This is a genomic window from Caballeronia grimmiae, from assembly GCF_022879615.1.
Taxonomy (GTDB): Bacteria; Pseudomonadota; Gammaproteobacteria; order Burkholderiales; family Burkholderiaceae; genus Caballeronia; species Caballeronia grimmiae.
The window spans coordinates 935,266-954,269 of record NZ_CP084272.1 but is presented as its reverse complement, the minus strand read 5'-3'; the positions used below and the strand labels follow the sequence as shown (position 1 = coordinate 954,269).

The 19,004-nt window shown below is 62.8% G+C and carries 16 protein-coding genes; 10 read left to right on the top strand and 6 right to left on the bottom strand.

The window, feature by feature from the left end; all coding sequences use genetic code 11:
• Positions 1–3: 3 nt before the first annotated feature.
• Positions 4–408, bottom strand: a complete 405-nt coding sequence (locus LDZ21_RS18070; protein ID WP_244795136.1) for a DUF6232 family protein — start codon at positions 406–408, stop codon at positions 4–6.
• 170 nt (positions 409–578) lie between these two features.
• Between LDZ21_RS18070 and LDZ21_RS18065 the strand changes: the two genes are divergently transcribed.
• The 4 genes from LDZ21_RS18065 (at position 579) to LDZ21_RS18050 (ending at position 5,791) form a co-directional block, all read left to right on the top strand.
• Positions 579–872: an ArsR/SmtB family transcription factor gene (locus LDZ21_RS18065; RefSeq protein WP_244795135.1), complete on the top strand. Its 294-nt coding sequence runs from the start codon at positions 579–581 to the stop codon at positions 870–872.
• Positions 873–932: 60 nt separating this feature from the next.
• Positions 933–1,994, top strand: coding sequence for an alkene reductase (locus LDZ21_RS18060; RefSeq protein ID WP_244795134.1), 1,062 nt, complete (start codon positions 933–935; stop codon positions 1,992–1,994).
• A gap of 394 nt (positions 1,995–2,388) precedes the next feature.
• Positions 2,389–4,083, top strand: coding sequence for an aspartate-alanine antiporter (gene aspT, locus LDZ21_RS18055; RefSeq protein WP_244795133.1), 1,695 nt, complete (start codon positions 2,389–2,391; stop codon positions 4,081–4,083).
• 64 nt (positions 4,084–4,147) lie between these two features.
• Complete coding sequence (locus tag LDZ21_RS18050) at positions 4,148–5,791, top strand: bifunctional aspartate transaminase/aspartate 4-decarboxylase (protein ID WP_244795132.1); 1,644 nt, start codon at positions 4,148–4,150, stop codon at positions 5,789–5,791.
• A 64-nt stretch (positions 5,792–5,855) separates the two neighbouring features.
• On the opposite strand, the gene LDZ21_RS18045 is transcribed toward LDZ21_RS18050, so the two are convergent.
• Positions 5,856–7,028 carry a porin gene (locus LDZ21_RS18045; protein ID WP_244795131.1) on the bottom strand — a complete coding sequence of 391 codons (1,173 nt, stop codon included), beginning with the start codon at positions 7,026–7,028 and terminating at the stop codon, positions 5,856–5,858.
• A gap of 286 nt (positions 7,029–7,314) precedes the next feature.
• On the opposite strand from LDZ21_RS18045, the gene LDZ21_RS18040 reads away from it, so the two are divergent.
• A complete protein-coding gene (locus LDZ21_RS18040) occupies positions 7,315–7,683 on the top strand; it encodes a nuclear transport factor 2 family protein (RefSeq protein ID WP_035968920.1) in 369 nt (122 codons plus the stop codon).
• 7 nt (positions 7,684–7,690) lie between these two features.
• On the opposite strand, the gene LDZ21_RS18035 is transcribed toward LDZ21_RS18040, so the two are convergent.
• Both LDZ21_RS18035 and LDZ21_RS18030 read right to left on the bottom strand, forming a co-directional pair.
• Positions 7,691–8,806 (bottom strand): succinylglutamate desuccinylase/aspartoacylase family protein, encoded by a 1,116-nt coding sequence (locus LDZ21_RS18035; protein WP_244795130.1) that lies wholly within the window; start codon positions 8,804–8,806, stop codon positions 7,691–7,693.
• 229 nt (positions 8,807–9,035) lie between these two features.
• The gene (locus LDZ21_RS18030) at positions 9,036–9,827 is read right to left on the bottom strand and encodes an ABC transporter substrate-binding protein (protein ID WP_244795129.1); all 792 of its coding nucleotides are present in this window, start codon (positions 9,825–9,827) and stop codon (positions 9,036–9,038) included.
• 491 nt (positions 9,828–10,318) lie between these two features.
• On the opposite strand from LDZ21_RS18030, the gene LDZ21_RS18025 reads away from it, so the two are divergent.
• Positions 10,319–11,758: an MFS transporter gene (locus tag LDZ21_RS18025; RefSeq protein ID WP_244795128.1), complete on the top strand. Its 1,440-nt coding sequence runs from the start codon at positions 10,319–10,321 to the stop codon at positions 11,756–11,758.
• Between the two features lie 83 nt (positions 11,759–11,841).
• Positions 11,842–12,735 carry a ferritin-like domain-containing protein gene (locus LDZ21_RS18020; RefSeq protein ID WP_244795127.1) on the top strand — a complete coding sequence of 298 codons (894 nt, stop codon included), beginning with the start codon at positions 11,842–11,844 and terminating at the stop codon, positions 12,733–12,735.
• Here LDZ21_RS18020 and LDZ21_RS18015 read toward each other — a convergent pair.
• Positions 12,728–13,456 carry a TetR/AcrR family transcriptional regulator gene (locus tag LDZ21_RS18015; protein ID WP_244795126.1) on the bottom strand — a complete coding sequence of 243 codons (729 nt, stop codon included), beginning with the start codon at positions 13,454–13,456 and terminating at the stop codon, positions 12,728–12,730. The two genes, LDZ21_RS18020 and LDZ21_RS18015, sit on opposite strands and share 8 nt — an antisense overlap.
• Before the next feature lie 170 nt (positions 13,457–13,626).
• On the opposite strand from LDZ21_RS18015, the gene LDZ21_RS18010 reads away from it, so the two are divergent.
• From LDZ21_RS18010 to LDZ21_RS18000, 3 genes are read left to right on the top strand one after another with little or no spacing between them, the layout of a single operon-like run.
• Positions 13,627–14,808: an isovaleryl-CoA dehydrogenase gene (locus LDZ21_RS18010; RefSeq protein WP_244795125.1), complete on the top strand. Its 1,182-nt coding sequence runs from the start codon at positions 13,627–13,629 to the stop codon at positions 14,806–14,808.
• A gap of 8 nt (positions 14,809–14,816) precedes the next feature.
• Positions 14,817–16,424: a carboxyl transferase domain-containing protein gene (locus tag LDZ21_RS18005; RefSeq protein WP_244795124.1), complete on the top strand. Its 1,608-nt coding sequence runs from the start codon at positions 14,817–14,819 to the stop codon at positions 16,422–16,424.
• A 4-nt stretch (positions 16,425–16,428) separates the two neighbouring features.
• Entirely contained in the window at positions 16,429–18,423 is a 1,995-nt protein-coding gene (locus LDZ21_RS18000; protein ID WP_244795123.1) for an acetyl/propionyl/methylcrotonyl-CoA carboxylase subunit alpha, read from the top strand.
• Here the strand turns inward: LDZ21_RS18000 and LDZ21_RS17995 are convergent.
• A complete protein-coding gene (locus tag LDZ21_RS17995; RefSeq protein WP_244795122.1) occupies positions 18,420–18,944 on the bottom strand; it encodes an OmpA family protein in 525 nt (174 codons plus the stop codon). The two genes, LDZ21_RS18000 and LDZ21_RS17995, sit on opposite strands and share 4 nt — an antisense overlap.
• Positions 18,945–19,004 lie beyond the last annotated feature (60 nt).

Below are 19,004 nucleotides of genomic sequence, written 5' to 3'. Positions count from 1 at the left end.
GCATCATGCCTGCGGGCGGGCGGCGGCAGTTTGCGCGTGTTTCGCGACCGCTTCGCCGACGAGCGCGGCCACGCGGTCCGCGAATTCCTGATCCTTCGTGATGAGCACCTCGCGTTCTCCGTCGGATGTCGACACCATCAACTGATAGATGACGTCCTGCGTGATCCACGACAAATAACCGACCACCGCGATCATCACGCCGAGCACGAGCGCCGCGCCCGCGCCGGTCGCGATACCCACGCCCAGCATCACGACGCCGATGACCGCGAGGCCGACCGGCAGCGGCTTCTTGCGCTCGATCTTCACGACCCGCGCGGCGCGCAGTTCGCGCAGCGGAATCATCTGGCCCGAAGCCGACAGGCCGGCGCGCGATAGCGTCACGCCGCGTTCGTTGAAGGGTGTATCCATAAGCTGATCGTTCCGAATGACGGCAGGGAAAACGCGGAGATTACCAGACGGCCGTGTTCGAGCGAATCGTCCGTTCCTTGCATATCGGAAAATCCCGATATATACTTCGCATCAAGACGATTCGGTAAGCGCAGCTTCGCGTGCCGGCCGTCAGACGCACGAGCAACGAAATGGACATCGACGCAATTCACAAGGCCCTCGCCAATCCCCTTCGCCGCGAGATTCTCGAATGGCTGAAGGAGCCGGAACGGCATTTCCCTAATCAGGAAATGCCGATGTCGCACGGCGTCTGCGCGGGTCAGATCGATGGGCGCTGCGGCATGTCGCAGTCCACCGTTTCGGCGCATCTCGCGACTCTTCACAAAGCAGGGCTCGTCACCACCAAGCGCGTAGGGCAATGGGTGTTCTTCAAGCGCGACGAGGCGGTCATTCAGGCGTTCCGCGATTCCATGGAGAATCTCTGAACATCTGAAGCGCCTTCGAGGTGACAGCATCCTTACAACTTAATTAGGACACCTTCCGTTATGCCGACTCTTTTCGATCCGCTGAAAGTGGGCGCGCTGTCGCTCAAGAACCGCATCGTCATGGCGCCGCTCACGCGCCAGCGCGCAGGCGTCGAACGCGTGCCGAACGCGCTCATGGCGCAGTACTACGCAGACCGCGCATCGGCGGGTCTCATCATCAGCGAGGCTACGTCGGTCACGCCGCAAGGTCTCGGTTATGCCGATACCCCCGGCATCTGGTCCGACGAACAAGTCGAAGGCTGGAAACTCGTGACGAAGGCAGTCCACGACGCAGGCGGTCTGATCGTGCTGCAACTGTGGCACGTGGGCCGCATTTCCGATCCGGTCTTCCTCAATGGCGAGTTGCCCGTTGCGCCGAGCGCGATCGCGGCCGAGGGTCACGTGAGTCTCGTGCGTCCGCAGCGTCCTTATGCCACGCCGCGCGCACTCGAACTGGATGAGATTCCGGGCATCGTGGCGGCGTATCGCAAGGGCGCGGAAAACGCGAAGCGCGCGGGCTTCGATGGCGTCGAAGTGCACGGCGCGAACGGCTATCTGCTCGACCAGTTCCTGCAGGACAGCACCAACAGGCGCACCGATGCGTACGGCGGCCCGATCGAAAACCGCGCACGCCTGATGCTCGAAGTGACCGATGCGTGTATCGAAGTGTGGGGCGCCGATCGCGTCGGCATGCACCTCGCACCGCGCGCCGATTCCCACACGATGGGCGACAGCGATCGCGCCGCGACCTTCGGTTATGTTGCACGCGAACTGGGCAAGCGCAAGATCGCGTTCATCGCGGCGCGCGAGGCGGAAGGTCCGGATAGCCTCGGACCGCAGTTGAAGAAGGCATTCGGCGGCGTTTATATCGCCAACGAGAAGTTCACGAAGCCAAGCGCCGAAGCGATCATCGCACGCGGCGACGCCGACGCGGTGGCATGGGGCAAGCCGTTCATCGCCAATGCGGACCTCGTGCGCCGCCTCGAACTGGATGCCCAATGGAATGATCCGGACACGTCCACGTTCTACGCGCCCGGAGCGGAAGGTTATACGGATTATCCGCTGCTCGAAACGGCGGAGTAAGTAAAAATCAGCGGCTTCGGCCGCTGTTTTTTTGGTGCAAATAGTTCGTCATCCGAATCAAAACAAGACCGAATATCGCAACGATTTCGCCTATATAAACGCGTATTGAAATTATCGAATTTCGGCTCTACCGCGCCCTGAAAGTAGTGTATTGATGACTTCCAGTCTGCTGAATGCGTCGCATAAGAACATGCGAAGCATCGACGCCGATACGCTCAACCGTGCACGCCGGGTTCGTTTCATGAACGATCCAACGCATCTTCGACAATTCCTTGACACGCCAAGCCCGTCGGCACCGATGGCATCGCGTCTGTCAGCCCGCTCGTTTCCTTCGTTTCTTTCGTGCTCACGAGGCACGTAACGGTCGCGAGGATCCTCGCGTAAAGGAGTGCATATGTCGTGGCTTACGCAAACGCTGCGCGCTTACCCGGAAATCGCCATCTTTCTGTCACTGGGCATCGGGTACTGGGTCGGCGGCAAGACCTTCAAGGGATTCAGTCTGGGCGCTGTAACGGCTACGCTGCTCGCGGCCATCGCGATCGGGCAGCTGGGCATCACCATCTCACCGAACGTCAAGGCGGTCTTCTTCCTGATGTTCCTTTTTGCCGTGGGCTACGGCGTCGGTCCGCAATTCGTGCGCGGCATTGCGAAAGATGGCTTGCCACAGGCGCTGTTCTCGGTCATTCAATGCGTGCTTTGTCTTGCCGCGCCGTATGCCGCCGCAAAAATGGCCGGCTATGACATCGGTTCGGCGGCGGGACTCTTCGCCGGATCGCAGACCATTTCAGCCTCGATGGGGCTCGCCACCGACGCCATCAACCGGCTGGGCCTGCCGCCCGACGAAACCAAGGCGCTGCTCGACGCGATGCCCACTGCTTATGCCGTCACGTACATCTACGGAACGATCGGCTCTGCGGTGATCCTCGCGATGCTCGGACCGAAGCTCTTGAACATCGATCTGGTCGCGGCTTGCAAGGACTACGAGAAGCAACTCGGCGGCGGAACGGCGGAACTGGACGGCGCGGGTTCGGGCTGGCATCAGTTCTCGTTGCGTGCGTATCGCGTGGCGGATCACGGGCGAGCCGTCGGCCTGACGGTCGGACAAGCGGAAGCCATGCTTCCCGGCGGCGCGCGGCTCTTCATCGAGCGCATTCGCCGCAATGGCGCGATCCAGGAAGCGAAGCTCGACGACGTGCTGCAGCCGGGCGATGTCGTCGCGATCGTCGGGCGGCGCGAGCAACTCGTCGATCTGCTGGGCGGCGCGGCCACCGAAGTGGACGATGCGGAACTGCTGGCCGTGCCGGTCGAAGGCGTCGATATCTATCTGACCAACAAGCGCATCGAAGGCAGGACGCTCGCTGAACTCGCGCAGACGCCGGGCGCGCGTGGCGTGTTCATCCGCAAGATCAAGCGCGGCGCGACCGAAACGCCCATTCCCGTGCTGCCGAGCACGAAGCTGTATCGCGGCGACACGGTGACGATCGTCGGCCGCACGCAGGATACGACCGCGGTGGCGAACGCGGTCGGCGTCATCGACCGGCCGAGCGATGCGGCCGACATGGCGTTCGTCGGCCTCGCCATCACGCTGGGCGCGCTGATTGGCGCCGTCGTCATCCGCTTCGGCGCGATTCCGATCACGCTGTCGACGGCGGGCGGCGCGCTGATCGCGGGCATCGTGTTCGGCTGGCTGCGCGCGATCCATCCGACGTTCGGCCGCATTCCGTCGCCGACGATCTGGTTCATGAACTCGGTCGGGCTGAATGTGTTCATCGCGGTGGTCGGCATCTCGGCGGGACCGGGCTTCGTCGCGGGGCTGCAAAAGCTCGGCGTGAGCCTGTTTTTATGGGGCATTTTCGCGTCGTCGGTGCCGCTCATCATCGGCATGTACATCGCCAAGTACGTGTTCAAGTTCCATCCCGCGATCCTGCTCGGCATCTGCGCGGGCGCGCGCACGACGACCGCCGCGCTCGGAATGATCTGCGATGCCGCGAAGAGCCAGGTGCCGGGCCTCGGTTACACCGTCACCTATGCAGTCGGCAATACGCTGCTGACGATCTGGGGCATGGTCATGGTGATGCTTCTGACCTGAGGGCGGAGGGCTTCCGCTTCTCGTGTTTTCTTCCCGTTTGATTGCTCAATTGTGGGGGTGTTGGATGTCAAAGTCCTCTAAGTCCGGTTCCGACAATCGCGCCGCGATGGCCTCGCTCAGCCCGTTTGAACTCAAGGACGAACTCATCAAGGCGGCAGGCGGCGGCGTCGTGGAACGCCCGGCCAATGTCGCCATGCTCAATGCAGGGCGCGGCAATCCGAATTTCCTCGCGACGATCCCGCGTCACGGATTCTGGCAACTCGGCCTCTTCGCGATGCGCGAGTCGGAGCGCTCGTTCGCCTACATGCCCGAAGGCATCGGCGGTTTTCCGAAGCACGATGGGCTGGAAGAGCGCTTCGAAATTTTTGCGCGCGAGAACAAGGGCACGCCCGGTATCGATTTCCTGTTCGGCGCCGTTTCGTATGTGCGCGATCAGCTCGGCCTGAACGCGGGCGACTTTCTCTATGAGATGTGCGAAGGCATCCTGGCATCGAATTATCCGGTGCCCGACCGGATGCTCAAGCTGTCCGAAGTAATCGTCGGGCAGTATCTGCGGCGTGAGATGATCGGCAAGCATCCGTTCGTCGGGGATTTCGACATCTTCGCGGTCGAAGGCGGCACGGCGGCGATGACGTATATCTTCAACACGATGCGCGAGAATTTCCTCATCAAGCCGGGCGATACCATCGCGCTCGGCGTGCCGATCTTCACGCCGTACATTGAGATTCCGCGTCTGAACGACTACAAGCTGGAAGTGGTGAACCTCAACGCAGTGGTCGAGCAAGGCTGGCAATACTCGAAAGAAGAACTGGACAAGCTGCGCGATCCGAAGATCAAGGCGTTCTTTCTCGTGAACCCGAGCAATCCGCCTTCCGTGAAGATGGACGACGAAAGCCTCGCGTATATCGCGGAGATCGTCAAGGAAAGGCCCGATCTCATTCTCCTGACCGACGACGTGTACGGCACCTTCGCCGATGACTTCGTCTCGCTCTTCGCGCTGTGCCCGAAGAACACCATTCTCGTGTATTCGTATTCCAAGTATTTCGGCGCGACGGGCTGGCGGCTCGGCACCATTGCGACGCATCAGGAGAACATCTTCGACGAGCAACTCGCCGCGCTGCCCGACGAGCAGAAAGCGATCCTCCACGAACGCTATGAATCGATTACGACGGAGCCTGACAAGCTCAAGTTCATCGACCGTTTGGTGGCGGACAGCCGCACCGTCGCGCTGAATCACACGGCGGGTCTGTCGACGCCGCAGCAAGTGCAGATGGTGCTGTTCTCGCTTTTCGCGCTGATGGACACGCCCGACGCGTACAAGAACGCGCTGAAGCGTCTCATCCACAACCGCAAGCAGGCGCTGTATCGTGAGCTCGGTATTCCGCTCGACGACGACGACAAAAACCTCGTCGATTACTACACCATTCTCGATGCCGAATACATCGGCGAGCGCATGCATGGCCGCGAGTATGTCGAGTGGATGTTGAACAATACTCAGCCATCCGAAATGCTGTTCAGGCTCGCGAAGGAAGCGCGTGTCGTGCTGCTGCCGGGGCGGGGCTTCGGCACGCAGCATCCGTCGGGGCGCGTGTCGCTCGCCAATCTCAACGAGAGCGATTACATGCAGATCGGCCGCGCGATTCGCAAGATGATGAACGAGCGGCTCGCGCAGTACAAGGCGGAAACCGGCGGCAAGAAGGGCAAGTGAAGCGCGCCTGAACGAGAACGGGCCGCATGCGCGGCCCGTTTTTCATGCGTGGTTCAACGCGCGATCAGAACTTGTGACGCACGCCGATGCGGAACGCGAGCTGGTTGTTTTCACCCGCGCCCGACGTGCCGAAGTAGCTCGAAGCGGAGCCGATCTGCGCCTGGTTCTCGACGCCGCGATTCGCGCCCGACGCCTTCTGGTAGATCGCGAGCGCATAGACATCGGTGCGCTTGCTGAGCGCGTAATCCGCGCTTGCATCGATCTGATGCCAGTGGCCCTGGAACGCATCCGACAGGTTCATGTACGTGTAGCCGAGGCCCGCCGTGAACGCCGGCGTGACCGCATACTTGCCGCCGATTTCGTACGCGTTGAACTTCGAGCTGTTGCCCGCGACCGGTTCGAAGCGCGTGTTGGTCCACAGGCCGAACACCGTCGCTGCGCCGAAGGCATAGTTCGCCCCGACGCCGAACGTGCGCAGATCCTTCGCGCCGCCCGTCGCGATGTTCGCAATCGTCGTGCTGAACGCGGGCGTCGACGCGCCGGGGAAGCGGATGTCCGTATAGGCCGCGCCGATGCCGAACGGACCCGCCTTGTAGTTCAGCCCGAAGCTGTATGCACGCGACGAACCCGCGACCGTCGTGGTGCCGACGGTCGTGTTCGGCGCGCCGGCGAATGCGCCCGCCTGATTCGAGAAGCCGTACATTGCGCCGAAGGTCACGCCGTAGAAGCTCGCGCTGCTGAACTTGACCGCGTTATTGATGCGGCTCGAGGTGAGCTGATCGACGTCGTTGATGTGATACGCGTAGTTGCCCGCGACGGTCTGGCCGCCGATCGAATAGGCCGAGCCGAGATAATCGGTCGAGAACGAGTATTGACGGCCGAAGGTAACCGAGCCGACATCGTTCTTTGAAATGCCGACATACGCCTGACGGCCGAATTCCGCGCCGCCCTGACCGAGTGCGCCGGTGCCGCTGTTGAAGCCGTTCTCCAGCACGAAAATCGCCTTCAGGCCGCCGCCCAGATCTTCCGCGCCGCGCAGGCCCCAGCGGCTGGCCTGGGCCACGCCGTCGTCGTACTTGAACAGATGATCGCTGCCGGTGCGCGTCGCGCTGTTGTTGGCGTAGCTGATACCGGCGTCGATGATGCCGTACAGCGTCACGCTGCTTTGAGCATGAGCGGACGTCGCGATGCAGGCGAATGCGGCGAGCGCGGCGGCTGCCAAAAGATTCTTCTTCAAAACAAGCTCCGTGAGTTGGTTCGCGGTGTGTAGTCGCGCTGCGCAATCCTGCGGCAGCTACGAGAGCGGCGGCAGTGATGAAACAGCGCGCGTCGGCGGCGCGTCGCGCTCTGAATGGCGCGTGGCGGCGACGGGCGCAAATGTAGCGGCCGCTGAAGAAAGAAATGTGACAGCGCGATCGACGGCGTTGGCTGTATCGCGTGTGCAACGGGGCTGACGAAGCGCACTCGACTGGTGCGCACGCGCGCGCGGGTATGCTGGCGGTTCGATCACCGCGAGCGAGATCATGGACGAAAAAGGTATCCGCGAACTGGAAGAGCAGCTCAGGCAGGCGATGTTGTCGTCGGATGTGAAGGCGCTCGATGCGCTATTGGCCGACGACCTCAGCTTCGTCGATGCGACCGGCAAGGTGTGGACCAAGGCCGATGACCTGAACGGCCATCGCTATGGCATGCAGCGCATCGACAGGCTCGATGTGGAGGAGCAGAGCATTCGCGTGTATGGCGCGTTCGCGGTGACGGTGACGCGCGTGGCGCTGTCCGGCACCTTCGCCGGTGCGCCGTTCGCGGGCAGCCTGCGCTACACGCGAACGTGGGGCGAGACCGCCGGCGGCTGGCGTGTCGCCGCCGCCCAGTGCGGTCTCGTGGGCTTCTGACGCCGCTTTACGCGGACAGCAGCGAGCCCGTGCGATAAGCCTTCGCCCCCGCGATGCGCGCGACTTCCAGCCCCGCCGACGCGAAACGCATGATCTGCCGGGCATACATCACGCCGGACGTCGTGCACTTGAGCGTGGTGACGGTGTCGGTGATCGGATCGATGACATCGGCGATGGCTTCGCCCGCATCGACGTATGCGCCCACTTGCGCGCGGAACACGAGCACGCCGGACACGGGCGCGACGATCGGCTCGGCGCCCGCAAGCGGCGTCGCCGGGTACGCGAGCGGCGGCGGCTCGACGGCGGGCGCATCGATCATGCCGCGGTGGATCATGTAGTTGACGATGGCCTGCGCGTCCTTGTCGCCGAGTTCGTGCGATACGTCGTGCTGGCTGCGCAGTTCGACCGTCACCGAAATGCCGCCGTTCGGGATCGGGAAGCGTTCGCCGTAACGCGCACGCAGGTCCGACCAGCAGAAGCTGTGAATCTCGTCGAACGGATTGCCGACCGAATTCAGCGCAAGCAGCGACGCCTTCGCATCGAGATAGCGCGCGAGCGGCTCCACTTCGTCCCAAATGTCCGGGTTGGTGTACAGGTGCAGCGCGGCGTCGAGGTCGCAGTGCAGATCGAGCACGACATCGGCGTCATACGAGAGCTTCTGCAGCGCGAGGCGTTGCGATTCCAGCTCGGTGCGCGGCGTTTGCTCGTCGAGCGCTTCCTTCATCGCGGCGCGCACGGCGAGGCGGTTCGCGTCGGCGTCGTTCGACAGGCGCGCTTCGATGCGCGGGGCGATCAGCGCGGCGAGATCGTGGAAATTGCGGTTGAAGTTGTGGCCGCTATTGCTCTCGAAGCGGCCGAGCAGATTGCCGTGCAAAAACTGGCTCAGGCCGATCGGATTCGGCACCGGCACGATCACCACTTCGCCGCGCAGCTTGCCGGCGGCTTCGAGTGCGGCAAGCTGGCGGCGCAGCTTCCACGCGACGAGCATGCCCGGCAGTTCATCCGCATGCAGCGACGACTGGATATAGATTTTTTGTCCGCCGCCCGGGCCGTAATGAAAACTCGTGATGCTGCGGGAGGTGCCGAGCGTCGGCGAAATCAGTTGATGAGTTCTAGTCTGCATAGTGTTCGCGCGCACGCGAGTGCGCGAGGTCTTGCCTCTGTGGGTTGCTGAACCGGACGAATCCCGCGCCGAGGTGTCTCTGTCCGCCGGCGCTGCTTCAGACGTTCGATCTTAGCCGAAATCGGCAGCGCGGGAGGCGGGCGCTCGCGCGGCGTGCGCCGGCTTACAAAACGAAACGGGCTCCGCGCAGTGAAGCGCGGAGCCCGTCGACAAGCTGTGTAAGAAGCTCTTAGCCGCCGTACACGTCGAAGTCGAAGTACTTCTTCTCGATCTTCTTGTAGGTGCCGTCCTTGATGATGTCGGCGATGGCCTTGTCGATCTTTGCCTTCAGGTCGGTGTCTTCCTTGCGCAGACCGATGCCCGCGCCGTTGCCGAGGATCTTCGCATCGACGAGATCCTTGCCCGCGAAGTCATAGCCGGCGCCGCGCGGCGTCTTCAGGAAGCCGAGCTCGGCCTGCACCGCGTCTTGCAACGCGGCATCGAGACGGCCCGAGGTCAGGTCGGCGTAGACCTGATCCTGGTTCTGATACGGCGTGACGGTCACGCCCTTCGGCGCCCAGTAGGTCTTCGCGTAGGTTTCCTGGATGGTGCCCTGTTCGACGCCCACGTTCTTGCCCTTCAGGCTTTCAGCCGTCGGCAGGATGTTGCTGCCTTTCTTTGCGACGAGGCGCGTCGGCGTGTTGAAGAGCTTGCTCGAGAAAGCGATCTGCTCGGCGCGTTGCGGGGTCATCGACATCGACGAGAGAACGCCGTCGAACTTCTTCGCCTTCAGCGCGGGGATCATGCCGTCGAAGTCGTTCTCGACCCATACGCACTTCGCCTTCAGGCGCGTACAGATTTCATTGCCGAGATCGATGTCGAAACCGACCAGCTTGCCATCCGAACCCTTCGATTCAAACGGGGGATAGCTTGCGTCGACGCCGAAGCGGATCGTCGAATAGTCCTTGGCGTGCGCCGTGACGGCGGTGAACGACGTGGCGGCGAGAAGGGACATCGACAAGGCGGCAAGCAGTTTCTTCACTTGTTAACTCCAAAGGATGGTCGGTTCAGCCCGAAAGGTCTCATTCCGTGTGCGGCCGGCGCCGGTGCGGATCGGTCTTGATCGCTCGGGAGCGCCGGACGGCGGGCATTCGGCGGATCGTGTCCGCGCAGAATCGGCAGAAGGTTACCAAGCCAAAATAGTACGGGACCTAGTGAAAGCACCGATAGCGGTGCTTTAGAACATTTCTTCGTTTAAACACAAGTGTTTCGTTCCTAATTCTGCGCCGATCTTCAGCGGGTGACGGGTCCGAGATGCACGCTTTCGCGGATATGGAGCACGGGGTCGTTCGTTATCGTTGCTCATCGGCAATTAACCAGACGGTTAGAATGCGCCCCTGCGTTTCGCGCGCAAGAAGCCGAACACTTGCGCTGGACGCCGGATGCTGCGGAAAGCAGCGCCATGCGACATTCACTTTGCACGGACCAGGACGATGCGCGGCAGCACGCGCTCGCCGACAGGAGACGACACCGATGACCCAAACGACCGCGGCCGCCGCACGCCGCGCAACCGCCGATGCCGCCACGCCCGCGCTTTCCGCCGGGCTGATTTCAGCGCGACTTGACCGCCTGCCCGCGACGCGCAGCATATGGAAGCTCATCGGCATGCTGAGTCTCGGCTTCTTTTTCGAGCTATACGACCTGCTTTATTCAGGTTACGTCGCGCCGGGCCTCGTGAGAAGCGGCATCCTGACGCCCGCGACGCCCGGCTTCTTCGGCACGACGGGCGTGGCGAGCTTTATCGCATCGTTGTTTGCGGGGCTGTTCATCGGCACCGTCGCGTGCGGATTTCTGGCCGACCGGTTCGGCCGGCGCGCGATTTTCACGTGGTCGCTGCTCTGGTACACCGCCGCGAATCTCGTGATGGCGTTCCAGGACACCGCCACGGGCCTCAATTTCTGGCGCTTCGTGGCGGGCATCGGCATCGGTGTGGAACTGGTGACGATCGGCACGTACATCTCCGAACTCGCGCCGAAGCACATCCGCGGGCGCGCGTTCGCTTGCGAGCAGGCGATCGGCTTCATGGCGGTGCCGGTGGTCGCGTTTCTCGCGTATCTGCTGGTGCCGCGTGCGCCGTTCGGCATCGACGGCTGGCGCTGGGTCGTCGTGATCGGCGCGCACGGGGCGCTCTTCGTCTGGTGGATTCGCCGCAGTCTGCCAGAGAGTCCGCGCTGGCTCGCGCAAAAGGGCCGGCTCGATGAAGCCGACCGCGTGATGTCCGTGCTCGAAGCCAAAGTGCAGCGTGACTACGGCAAGCCGTTGCCGTTGCCTGCCGCGCCCGAGCCGGTGTCCGGTGCGCGCGACGCCGGCTCGTTCGCGGGCATGTGGCGGCCGCCCTATGGCAAGCGCGCCACGATGATGATCATCTTCAACGTATTTCAGACCGTCGGCTTCTACGGCTTTGCAAACTGGGTGCCGACGCTGCTGGTCAAGCAGGGCGTGACGGTGACGTCGAGCCTGATGTATTCGAGCATCATCGCGATTGCCGCGCCGATCGGGCCGATCATCGGTCTCGCGATTGCCGACAGGATCGAGCGCAAGACGGCGATCGTCACGATGGCCGCGGCCAATATCGTGTGCGGACTGCTGTTCAGCCAGTCGTCGGATGCGGCGTTTTTGATCGCGATGGGCGTGGGCCTCACGCTTTCGGCGAACATCATGTCCTACAGTTTTCACGCGTACCAGGCCGAGTTGTTCCCGACGAGCATCCGGGCGCGCGCCGTCGGCTTCGTTTATTCGTGGAGCCGGTTCTCGGCGATCTTCACGTCGTTCGTCATCGCGGGCGTGTTGAAGGGCTTCGGCACGACCGGCGTGTTCGTGCTGATCGCGGGCGCGATGATGATCGTGATGGCGGCGATCGGCCTGATGGGACCGCGTACGCGCGACATCGCGCTGGAGACGATTTCGCATTGAGGGCAGGCGTGCGTTTGCTGCGTTGGAGCGCCCTGTGTGCCAGAATTCGCAGGTCGTTCCCAATAGCCGCCTACTATTCGAACATGTCCGACACGCTCACTCCAGTCGAAGCAGATCATGCGATGCGCAACTGGACCTATCGGCCGGAAGGCGCGATACCGGTCGGGTCCGAGCAGCACAAGCGCATGTTCTGCGAAATGCTGCTGACGACGCACAATCCTTATAAGCCCGCCGTCATCGACTGGCCAGAACTGGAGCCCGCTGCGCTCAGGCGTGTGACGTCGCTGCCGATCTGGGACATCGCCGTGCAGACGGAAGGGCGCGCGTCGGTTCGCGTCGCGACGTATGCGGCGAGCGTCGCCGATCCGCTTCTGCGCGAGGCTTTGCAGATGAACGGCGGCGAGGAGGCGCGGCACAAGATCGTGCTGTCGAAGCTGGTGGAAGCGTATGGCATCGCGCTCGCGCCCGAGCCGCCGTATCCCGCCCCCGATGATGCCTTGCGTGCGTGGATGCTGACGGGATACAGCGAGTGCATCGACAGTTTCTTCGCGTTCGGCTTGTTCGAGGCGGCGCGCCGGTCCGGCTATTTTCCTGAAGCCCTCGTTGAAACGTTCGAGCCGGTGATTCAGGAGGAAGCACGGCACATTCTGTTCTTCGCGAACTGGGTGGCGTGGTATCGGCGCAGCTTGCCGTGGTATCGCAAGCCGGGGTTCATGCTGAAGACCGCGGGCGTCTGGCTTGCGCTGATTCGCGACCGGATATCGCTTGCGCGCGGGTTCGACAAGAGCGGCGCGGCGCAGGATGCGAATTTTCCGGCAAACGTCGGGGATTCGGTGGCGGGGGAAGTGTCGGTCGGGGCGCTGATCGATTTATGTCTCGGCGAGAACGATCGGCGCATGGGCGGGTATGACGCGCGGTTGCTGCGGCCGACGACCGTGCCGAGGATCGCGCGGGTGATGAGGCGGTTTGTCAGGTAGCGGGGGGCTTTCCCCGCCTCTCGAACCGCCGCGACGCATCCTCCACATCCTGCCGGAACTGCACCAGCGCGGCCAGTTCCGCATCGGCAGGCTGCAACGCGGCCCATAGCACGTCGATGAGTTCATCCGCGGTCGTATCGATTTGAGCCTGACTCAGCCGGCGCTTCGCAAGCGTCGCATCCCACAGCACGTGTTCCATCGGCCCGAACACCAGTGAGCGCAACAGCCGCAGTGGCACGTCGCCGCGCACGTGGCCCAGCGATTGTCCGCGCGCAAGCACCTCCATCAGCGGCGCGGTGTAACGGCGCTGCAATTCCGTCAGCGTGTCCGACAGATCGTGCTGCTTCGTGCGCCCCTCTGACAGCACCAGCGAGCACAGTCCCGTGCCGTTCACGAGCATCAGCCGCAAATGCGTCCTCACGATGAACGCGAACTGCTGCCGCACCGAGCCTTCGCGCGGCAAACCGCTTTCGAACGCATCGATGATTTCGTCGTACCAGTCCGCAATCACGCGCGCGCACAGCTCGCGCTTGCCGCTGAAATAGCTGAACACCGTCGCTTCCGATATGCCCGCGCGCTGCGCGATTTCAGCGGTCGTCGCCGCGTCGTAGCCTTTTTCGGCGAAAACGTCGCGGCCGGCTTGCAGGATGTCGCGCACACGCTGCTGGGATTTCACGCCGGCGGGCGTGCGGCGGCCAGTGGCGGTCGAATGAGTTGACATGGACGTCGCTCGGAAGCAAAAAGCGGAGTAAATGTGAGCGTAGCTCAAAAACCTATTGACGGCTAGCCAATTTGAGCGTGAAATTGGTCCAATTCGCGGCTGAGCGGCCAGTGTGAGCCATACTCATTTATGGGCGCGCCGAAAACATTCGCATCTGGAGGAGACACCCCATGAGCACCGTACCCGGCCTGGACTTCGCGTTGGGCGAAGACATCGACATGTTGCGCGATTCGCTCGCCAACTTCGCCTCGAAGGAAATCGCGCCGCGCGCCGGCGAAATCGATCGCACCGATCAGTTCCCAATGGACCTCTGGAAGAAGTTCGGCGACCTCGGCGTGCTCGGCATGACCGTCTCCGAAGAATACGGCGGCGCGAACATGGGTTACACCGCACATATGATCGCGATGGAGGAAATCTCGCGGGCATCGGCGTCGGTCGGGCTGTCGTATGGCGCGCATTCGAATCTGTGCGTCAACCAGATTCATCGCAACGGGACCGAAGCGCAAAAGCGAAAGTATCTGCCGAAACTGGTGTCCGGCGAACACGTCGGCGCACTCGCGATGAGCGAGCCGAACGCGGGATCCGATGTGGTCAGCATGAAGCTGCGCGCCGAAGAAAAGGGCGATCACTACGTGCTCAACGGCACGAAAATGTGGATCACCAACGGCCCGGACTGCGACACGCTCGTCGTCTATGCGAAGACCAATATCGAAGCGGGCGCGAAGGGCATTACCGCGTTCATCGTCGAGAAGGGCATGAAGGGCTTCTCTGTCGCGCAGAAGCTCGACAAGCTCGGCATGCGCGGCTCGCATACCGGCGAACTCGTGTTCGAGAACGTCGAAGTGCCGAAGGAAAACATCCTCGGCGCATTGAACGGCGGCGCGAAAGTGCTGATGAGCGGCCTCGACTACGAACGCGCCGTGCTCGCGGGCGGACCGACCGGCATCATGCTCGCGTGCATGGATGCTGTCGTGCCTTATATCCACGATCGCAAGCAGTTCGGGCAGTCGATCGGCGAGTTCCAGCTCATTCAGGGCAAGGTCGCCGACATGTACTCGACGCTGCAAGCATGCCGCGCATACCTCTACGCTGTCGGCCGCCAGCTCGATACGATCGGCAGCGACCACGTGCGTCGCGTGCGCAAGGACTGCGCGGGTGTCATTCTCTATACCGCCGAAAAAGCCACGTGGATGGCCGGCGAAGCGATTCAAATTCTCGGCGGCAACGGTTACATCAACGAGTATCCGGTTGGCCGTCTGTGGCGCGATGCCAAGCTCTATGAAATCGGCGCGGGCACGAGCGAAATTCGCCGCATGTTGATTGGCCGTGAATTGTTCGCCGAGACGGCCTGAGGAGCGATATGGCGATCATCGAATCGAAACTGAATCCGCGCAGCGAAGATTTCCGCACGAACGCGGCGGCGCTCGATGCGCTCGTCGCGGATTTGAAGGAGAAGGTCGCGAAGATCGCGGAAGGCGGCGGGCAGGCGGCGCGCGACAAGCATCTGTCGCGCAACAAGCTCTTGCCGCGCGATCGCATCGCGCAATTGCTCGATCCGGGCACGCCGTTCCTCGAACTGTCGCAGCTTGCTGCATACGGCATGTATAACGACGAAGCACCGGGCGCGGGCATCATCACCGGCATCGGCCGCATTGCGGGGCAGGAGTGCGTGATCGTCTGCAACGACGCCACTGTCAAGGGCGGCACGTACTATCCGGTCACGGTGAAGAAGCATCTGCGGGCGCAGGAAATCGCCGAGCAGAACCGCTTGCCATGCGTGTATCTCGTCGATTCCGGCGGCGCGAATCTGCCGAATCAGGACGATGTCTTCCCCGACCGCGATCACTTCGGCCGCATCTTCTACAACCAGGCGAACATGTCGGCGCAGGGCATCGCGCAGATCGCGGTGGTGATGGGATCGTGCACGGCGGGCGGCGCGTATGTGCCGGCCATGAGCGATGAATCGATCATCGTGAAGAATCAAGGCACGATTTTTTTAGGCGGCCCGCCTCTGGTGAAAGCCGCGACGGGCGAAGAAGTCAGCGCCGAAGACCTCGGCGGCGGCGATGTGCATACGCGCCTGTCGGGCGTCGTCGATCATCTCGCGCAGAACGACGCGCACGCGCTCGGCATCGCGCGCAGCATCGTCGGCAACCTGAATCGCGTGAAGCAGGCGCCGCTTGCATTGAAAGAGCCGCTGCCGCCGCGCTACGACCCGCAGAGCGTGTACGGCGTGATTCCCGTCGATACGCGAAAGCCTTTCGATGTGCGCGAAGTGATCGCGCGTATCGTCGACGACTCCGCCTTCGATGAATTCAAAGCGCGCTACGGCGCCACGCTCGTTTGCGGCTTCGCGCATATCTGGGGGCATCCGGTCGGCATCGTCGCGAACAACGGCATCTTGTTCAGCGAGTCGGCGTTGAAGGGCGCGCACTTCATCGAACTTTGCGCGCAACGCAAGGTTCCGCTCGTGTTTCTGCAGAACATCACGGGCTTCATGGTGGGCCGCAAATACGAGAACGAAGGCATCGCGCGCAATGGCGCGAAGATGGTCACCGCGGTGGCGACGGCCAAGGTGCCGAAGTTCACGGTCATCATCGGCGGGTCGTTCGGCGCGGGCAATTACGGCATGTGCGGCCGCGCGTATTCGCCGCGCTTTCTGTGGATGTGGCCCAACGCGCGCATCTCGGTGATGGGCGGCGAACAGGCCGCGTCCGTGCTCGCGACGGTGCGGCGCGATGGCATCGAGAAGAAAGGCGGCACGTGGTCGAAGGAAGACGAGGAAGCGTTCAAGGCGCCGATTCGGGATCAATACGAGGTACAGGGGCATCCCTACTATGCAAGCGCGCGCCTGTGGGACGACGGCGTGATCGATCCCGCGCAGACACGCGATGTCTTGGGCCTCGGGCTGGCAGCGACGATGAACGCGCCTGTCGAGGAAACACGCTTCGGCGTCTTCAGGATGTAAGGCCATGTTCAACAAAATACTCATAGCGAACCGCGGCGAAATCGCATGCCGCGTGGCGGCGACCGCCAAACGCCTGAACGTCGGAAGCGTCGCCGTGTATTCGGACGCGGATGCGAAGTCGAAGCATGTCGATGTCTGCGACGAGGCGGTGCATGTCGGCGGATCGGCGGCGTCGGAAAGTTACCTGCGTATAGAACGCATCGTCGAGGCGGCGAAGAAGACTGGTGCGCAAGCCGTTCACCCCGGCTATGGATTTCTATCGGAAAACGAAGCATTTGCCAACGCATGTGAAGAGGCGGGGCTCGTGTTCATCGGGCCGCCCGTCGAAGCGATCCGCGCAATGGGTTCCAAGGCGGCGGCGAAGGCGCTGATGCAATCGGCATCGGTGCCGCTCGTGCCCGGCTATCACGGCGACGATCAGTCTCCCGACCTGCTTCAGCGCGAAGCGGACGCCATCGGCTATCCGGTGCTTCTGAAGGCGAGCGCGGGCGGCGGCGGAAAGGGCATGCGCGTCGTGGAGAAGAGCGAGGACTTCGCGCAGGCGCTGGCGTCATGCAAGCGCGAGGCGGCGTCGAGCTTCGGCAACGATCGCGTGTTGATCGAGAAGTACTTGCTGCGGCCGAGGCACGTCGAAGTGCAGGTGTTCTCGGACAAGCACGGTAACGCGGTCTATCTGTTCGATCGCGATTGCTCCGTGCAGCGCCGCCATCAGAAGGTGCTTGAAGAAGCGCCGGCACCGGGTCTCAGCGATGAAACGCGCCGCGCGATGGGCGAAGCCGCCGTTGCCGCCGCGCGTGCGGTGGATTACGTCGGCGCGGGCACGGTCGAATTCATCATGACGCAGGACGGCCAGTTCTACTTCATGGAGATGAACACGCGGCTGCAGGTCGAGCATCCTGTGACCGAAATGGTGACCGGGCTGGATCTGGTCGAATGGCAATTGCGCGTCGCGGCGGGCGAGCCTTTGCCTTTGCAACAGCACGAATTGCGTGTGGACGGCCACGCGATCGAAGCCCGTGTGTACGCCGAGAACCCATCGCGCGGCTTTTTGCCGTCGACGGGCACGCTCAAGCATCTGGCGTTGCCGCATGCAGTCGAATTCACGATCGACGGTGACGTCCGCATCGATAGCGGCGTGCGCGAAGGGGATGCGATCACGCCGTTCTACGATCCGATGATCGCGAAGCTGATCGTGCACGGACGCGATCGCCGCGATGCGCTCGCTCGCATGGCCCGTGCGCTCGCGCAATGCGAGATCGTCGGACTGCATACGAACGTAGAGTTCCTGCAGCGCATCGTTAGAAGCGAGCCGTTCTCGCAAGCCGATCTCGACACGGGCCTGATCGAGCGTCATCACGATGCGCTCTTCGCGCCTTCATCGGTATCGCGCGAGAAGGCGTTGGCGCTTGCATGCGCGGCCCTGCTCACGCGCGAGGGCGGCGAGGCGCATGGCCGTTCGCCGTGGGATGCGCTTTCGCACTGGCGCATGTCGGGCGGTTACAGCCAGGATTTGCACTGGCGTGCGCTCGACGCCGATGAGCCATTGAAGGCCGTCTTCACGAAGAACGGCGAGAAGCGTCTGCAACTGGACGGGCAAAGCGCGCGCTTCGACTGGTCGCATCGCGGGGAAACGGCCTTTAGCGTTCAACTCGACGATGCGCTCGTCAAAGGCCACGTCTTCACCGACGGTGATGTCTTCCACGTGTTTCTGGAAGGCGCCGCATTCGCGTTCGAATGGCAGAACCTGATGGCTCATGCAGGCGACGCCGAACACGAAGGGCGACTGACCGCGCCGATGCCCGGCAAGGTTATCGCGGTCCTCGTGCAGCCGGGCGTATCGGTGGAAAAGGGCGCGCCGCTGATCGTGATGGAAGCGATGAAGATGGAGCATACGATCGTCGCGCCGGCCACGGGCAGGATCGGCGAAATTCTCTTCGACGTCGGCGATCAGGTCACCGACGGATCGCAATTGCTCGTGCTCGAAACGGAAGGCAGCTAGCGCTTCTTCTTCGGCGCGGGACCGAGCAGCGTGTCCGCGCTTTCGGCGCGAACGAGAATCTCGACGCGCCGATTCGCCGCGCGTCCTTGCGGCGTGTCGTTGCTGGCGATGGGCCGCAGATAGGCCATGCCCTTCGTCGTCAGGCGCTCGGCCGGCACGCCGCGCGCAATCAACGCGCGCGCGACCGCTTCGGCGCGCGCCTCCGACAAGGCCTGGTTATAGGCGAGCGGGCCGTCGTTGTCCGTATGGCCTTCAATCAGCACTGGCCGCATGCTGCGTTTCAATATCGTCGCGGCGCGGTCCAGCGCGGGCAGGCTGCCATGGCGGATGCTCGCGTCGTCGCTTTCGAACAGCGCGACCTCGGGCAGGCGCATCTCCACGCCGCCTTTGACCGTCTGCATCGTGATGCCGTATTGCGCGTTCAGCGTCTCTTCGTCCGACCGGTTGAGTTTCGTCGAACAGCCTGCCAGCAGTACGATCGACGTGCATGCTCCAATTGCCACCATGCCTTTGCCCAACATTCGAGGATTCCTTGCGTTGATGCCCGACTCGCGATTATAGGGACGACCAACCGTCCCGTT

Bases quoted from the DNA above. Each gene is read 5' to 3' on its own strand.
- LDZ21_RS18070 (WP_244795136.1), bottom strand. From the start codon at position 408: ATGGATACACCCTTCAACGAACGCGGCGTGACGCTATCGCGCGCCGGC.
- LDZ21_RS18065 (WP_244795135.1), top strand. From the start codon at position 579: ATGGACATCGACGCAATTCACAAGGCCCTCGCCAATCCCCTTCGCCGC.
- LDZ21_RS18060 (WP_244795134.1), top strand. From the start codon at position 933: ATGCCGACTCTTTTCGATCCGCTGAAAGTGGGCGCGCTGTCGCTCAAG.
- aspT (WP_244795133.1), top strand. From the start codon at position 2,389: ATGTCGTGGCTTACGCAAACGCTGCGCGCTTACCCGGAAATCGCCATC.
- LDZ21_RS18050 (WP_244795132.1), top strand. From the start codon at position 4,148: ATGTCAAAGTCCTCTAAGTCCGGTTCCGACAATCGCGCCGCGATGGCC.
- LDZ21_RS18040 (WP_035968920.1), top strand. From the start codon at position 7,315: ATGGACGAAAAAGGTATCCGCGAACTGGAAGAGCAGCTCAGGCAGGCG.
- LDZ21_RS18035 (WP_244795130.1), bottom strand. From the start codon at position 8,806: ATGCAGACTAGAACTCATCAACTGATTTCGCCGACGCTCGGCACCTCC.
- LDZ21_RS18025 (WP_244795128.1), top strand. From the start codon at position 10,319: ATGACCCAAACGACCGCGGCCGCCGCACGCCGCGCAACCGCCGATGCC.
- LDZ21_RS18020 (WP_244795127.1), top strand. From the start codon at position 11,842: ATGTCCGACACGCTCACTCCAGTCGAAGCAGATCATGCGATGCGCAAC.
- LDZ21_RS18015 (WP_244795126.1), bottom strand. From the start codon at position 13,456: ATGTCAACTCATTCGACCGCCACTGGCCGCCGCACGCCCGCCGGCGTG.
- LDZ21_RS18010 (WP_244795125.1), top strand. From the start codon at position 13,627: ATGAGCACCGTACCCGGCCTGGACTTCGCGTTGGGCGAAGACATCGAC.
- LDZ21_RS18005 (WP_244795124.1), top strand. From the start codon at position 14,817: ATGGCGATCATCGAATCGAAACTGAATCCGCGCAGCGAAGATTTCCGC.
- LDZ21_RS18000 (WP_244795123.1), top strand. From the start codon at position 16,429: ATGTTCAACAAAATACTCATAGCGAACCGCGGCGAAATCGCATGCCGC.
- LDZ21_RS17995 (WP_244795122.1), bottom strand. From the start codon at position 18,944: ATGTTGGGCAAAGGCATGGTGGCAATTGGAGCATGCACGTCGATCGTA.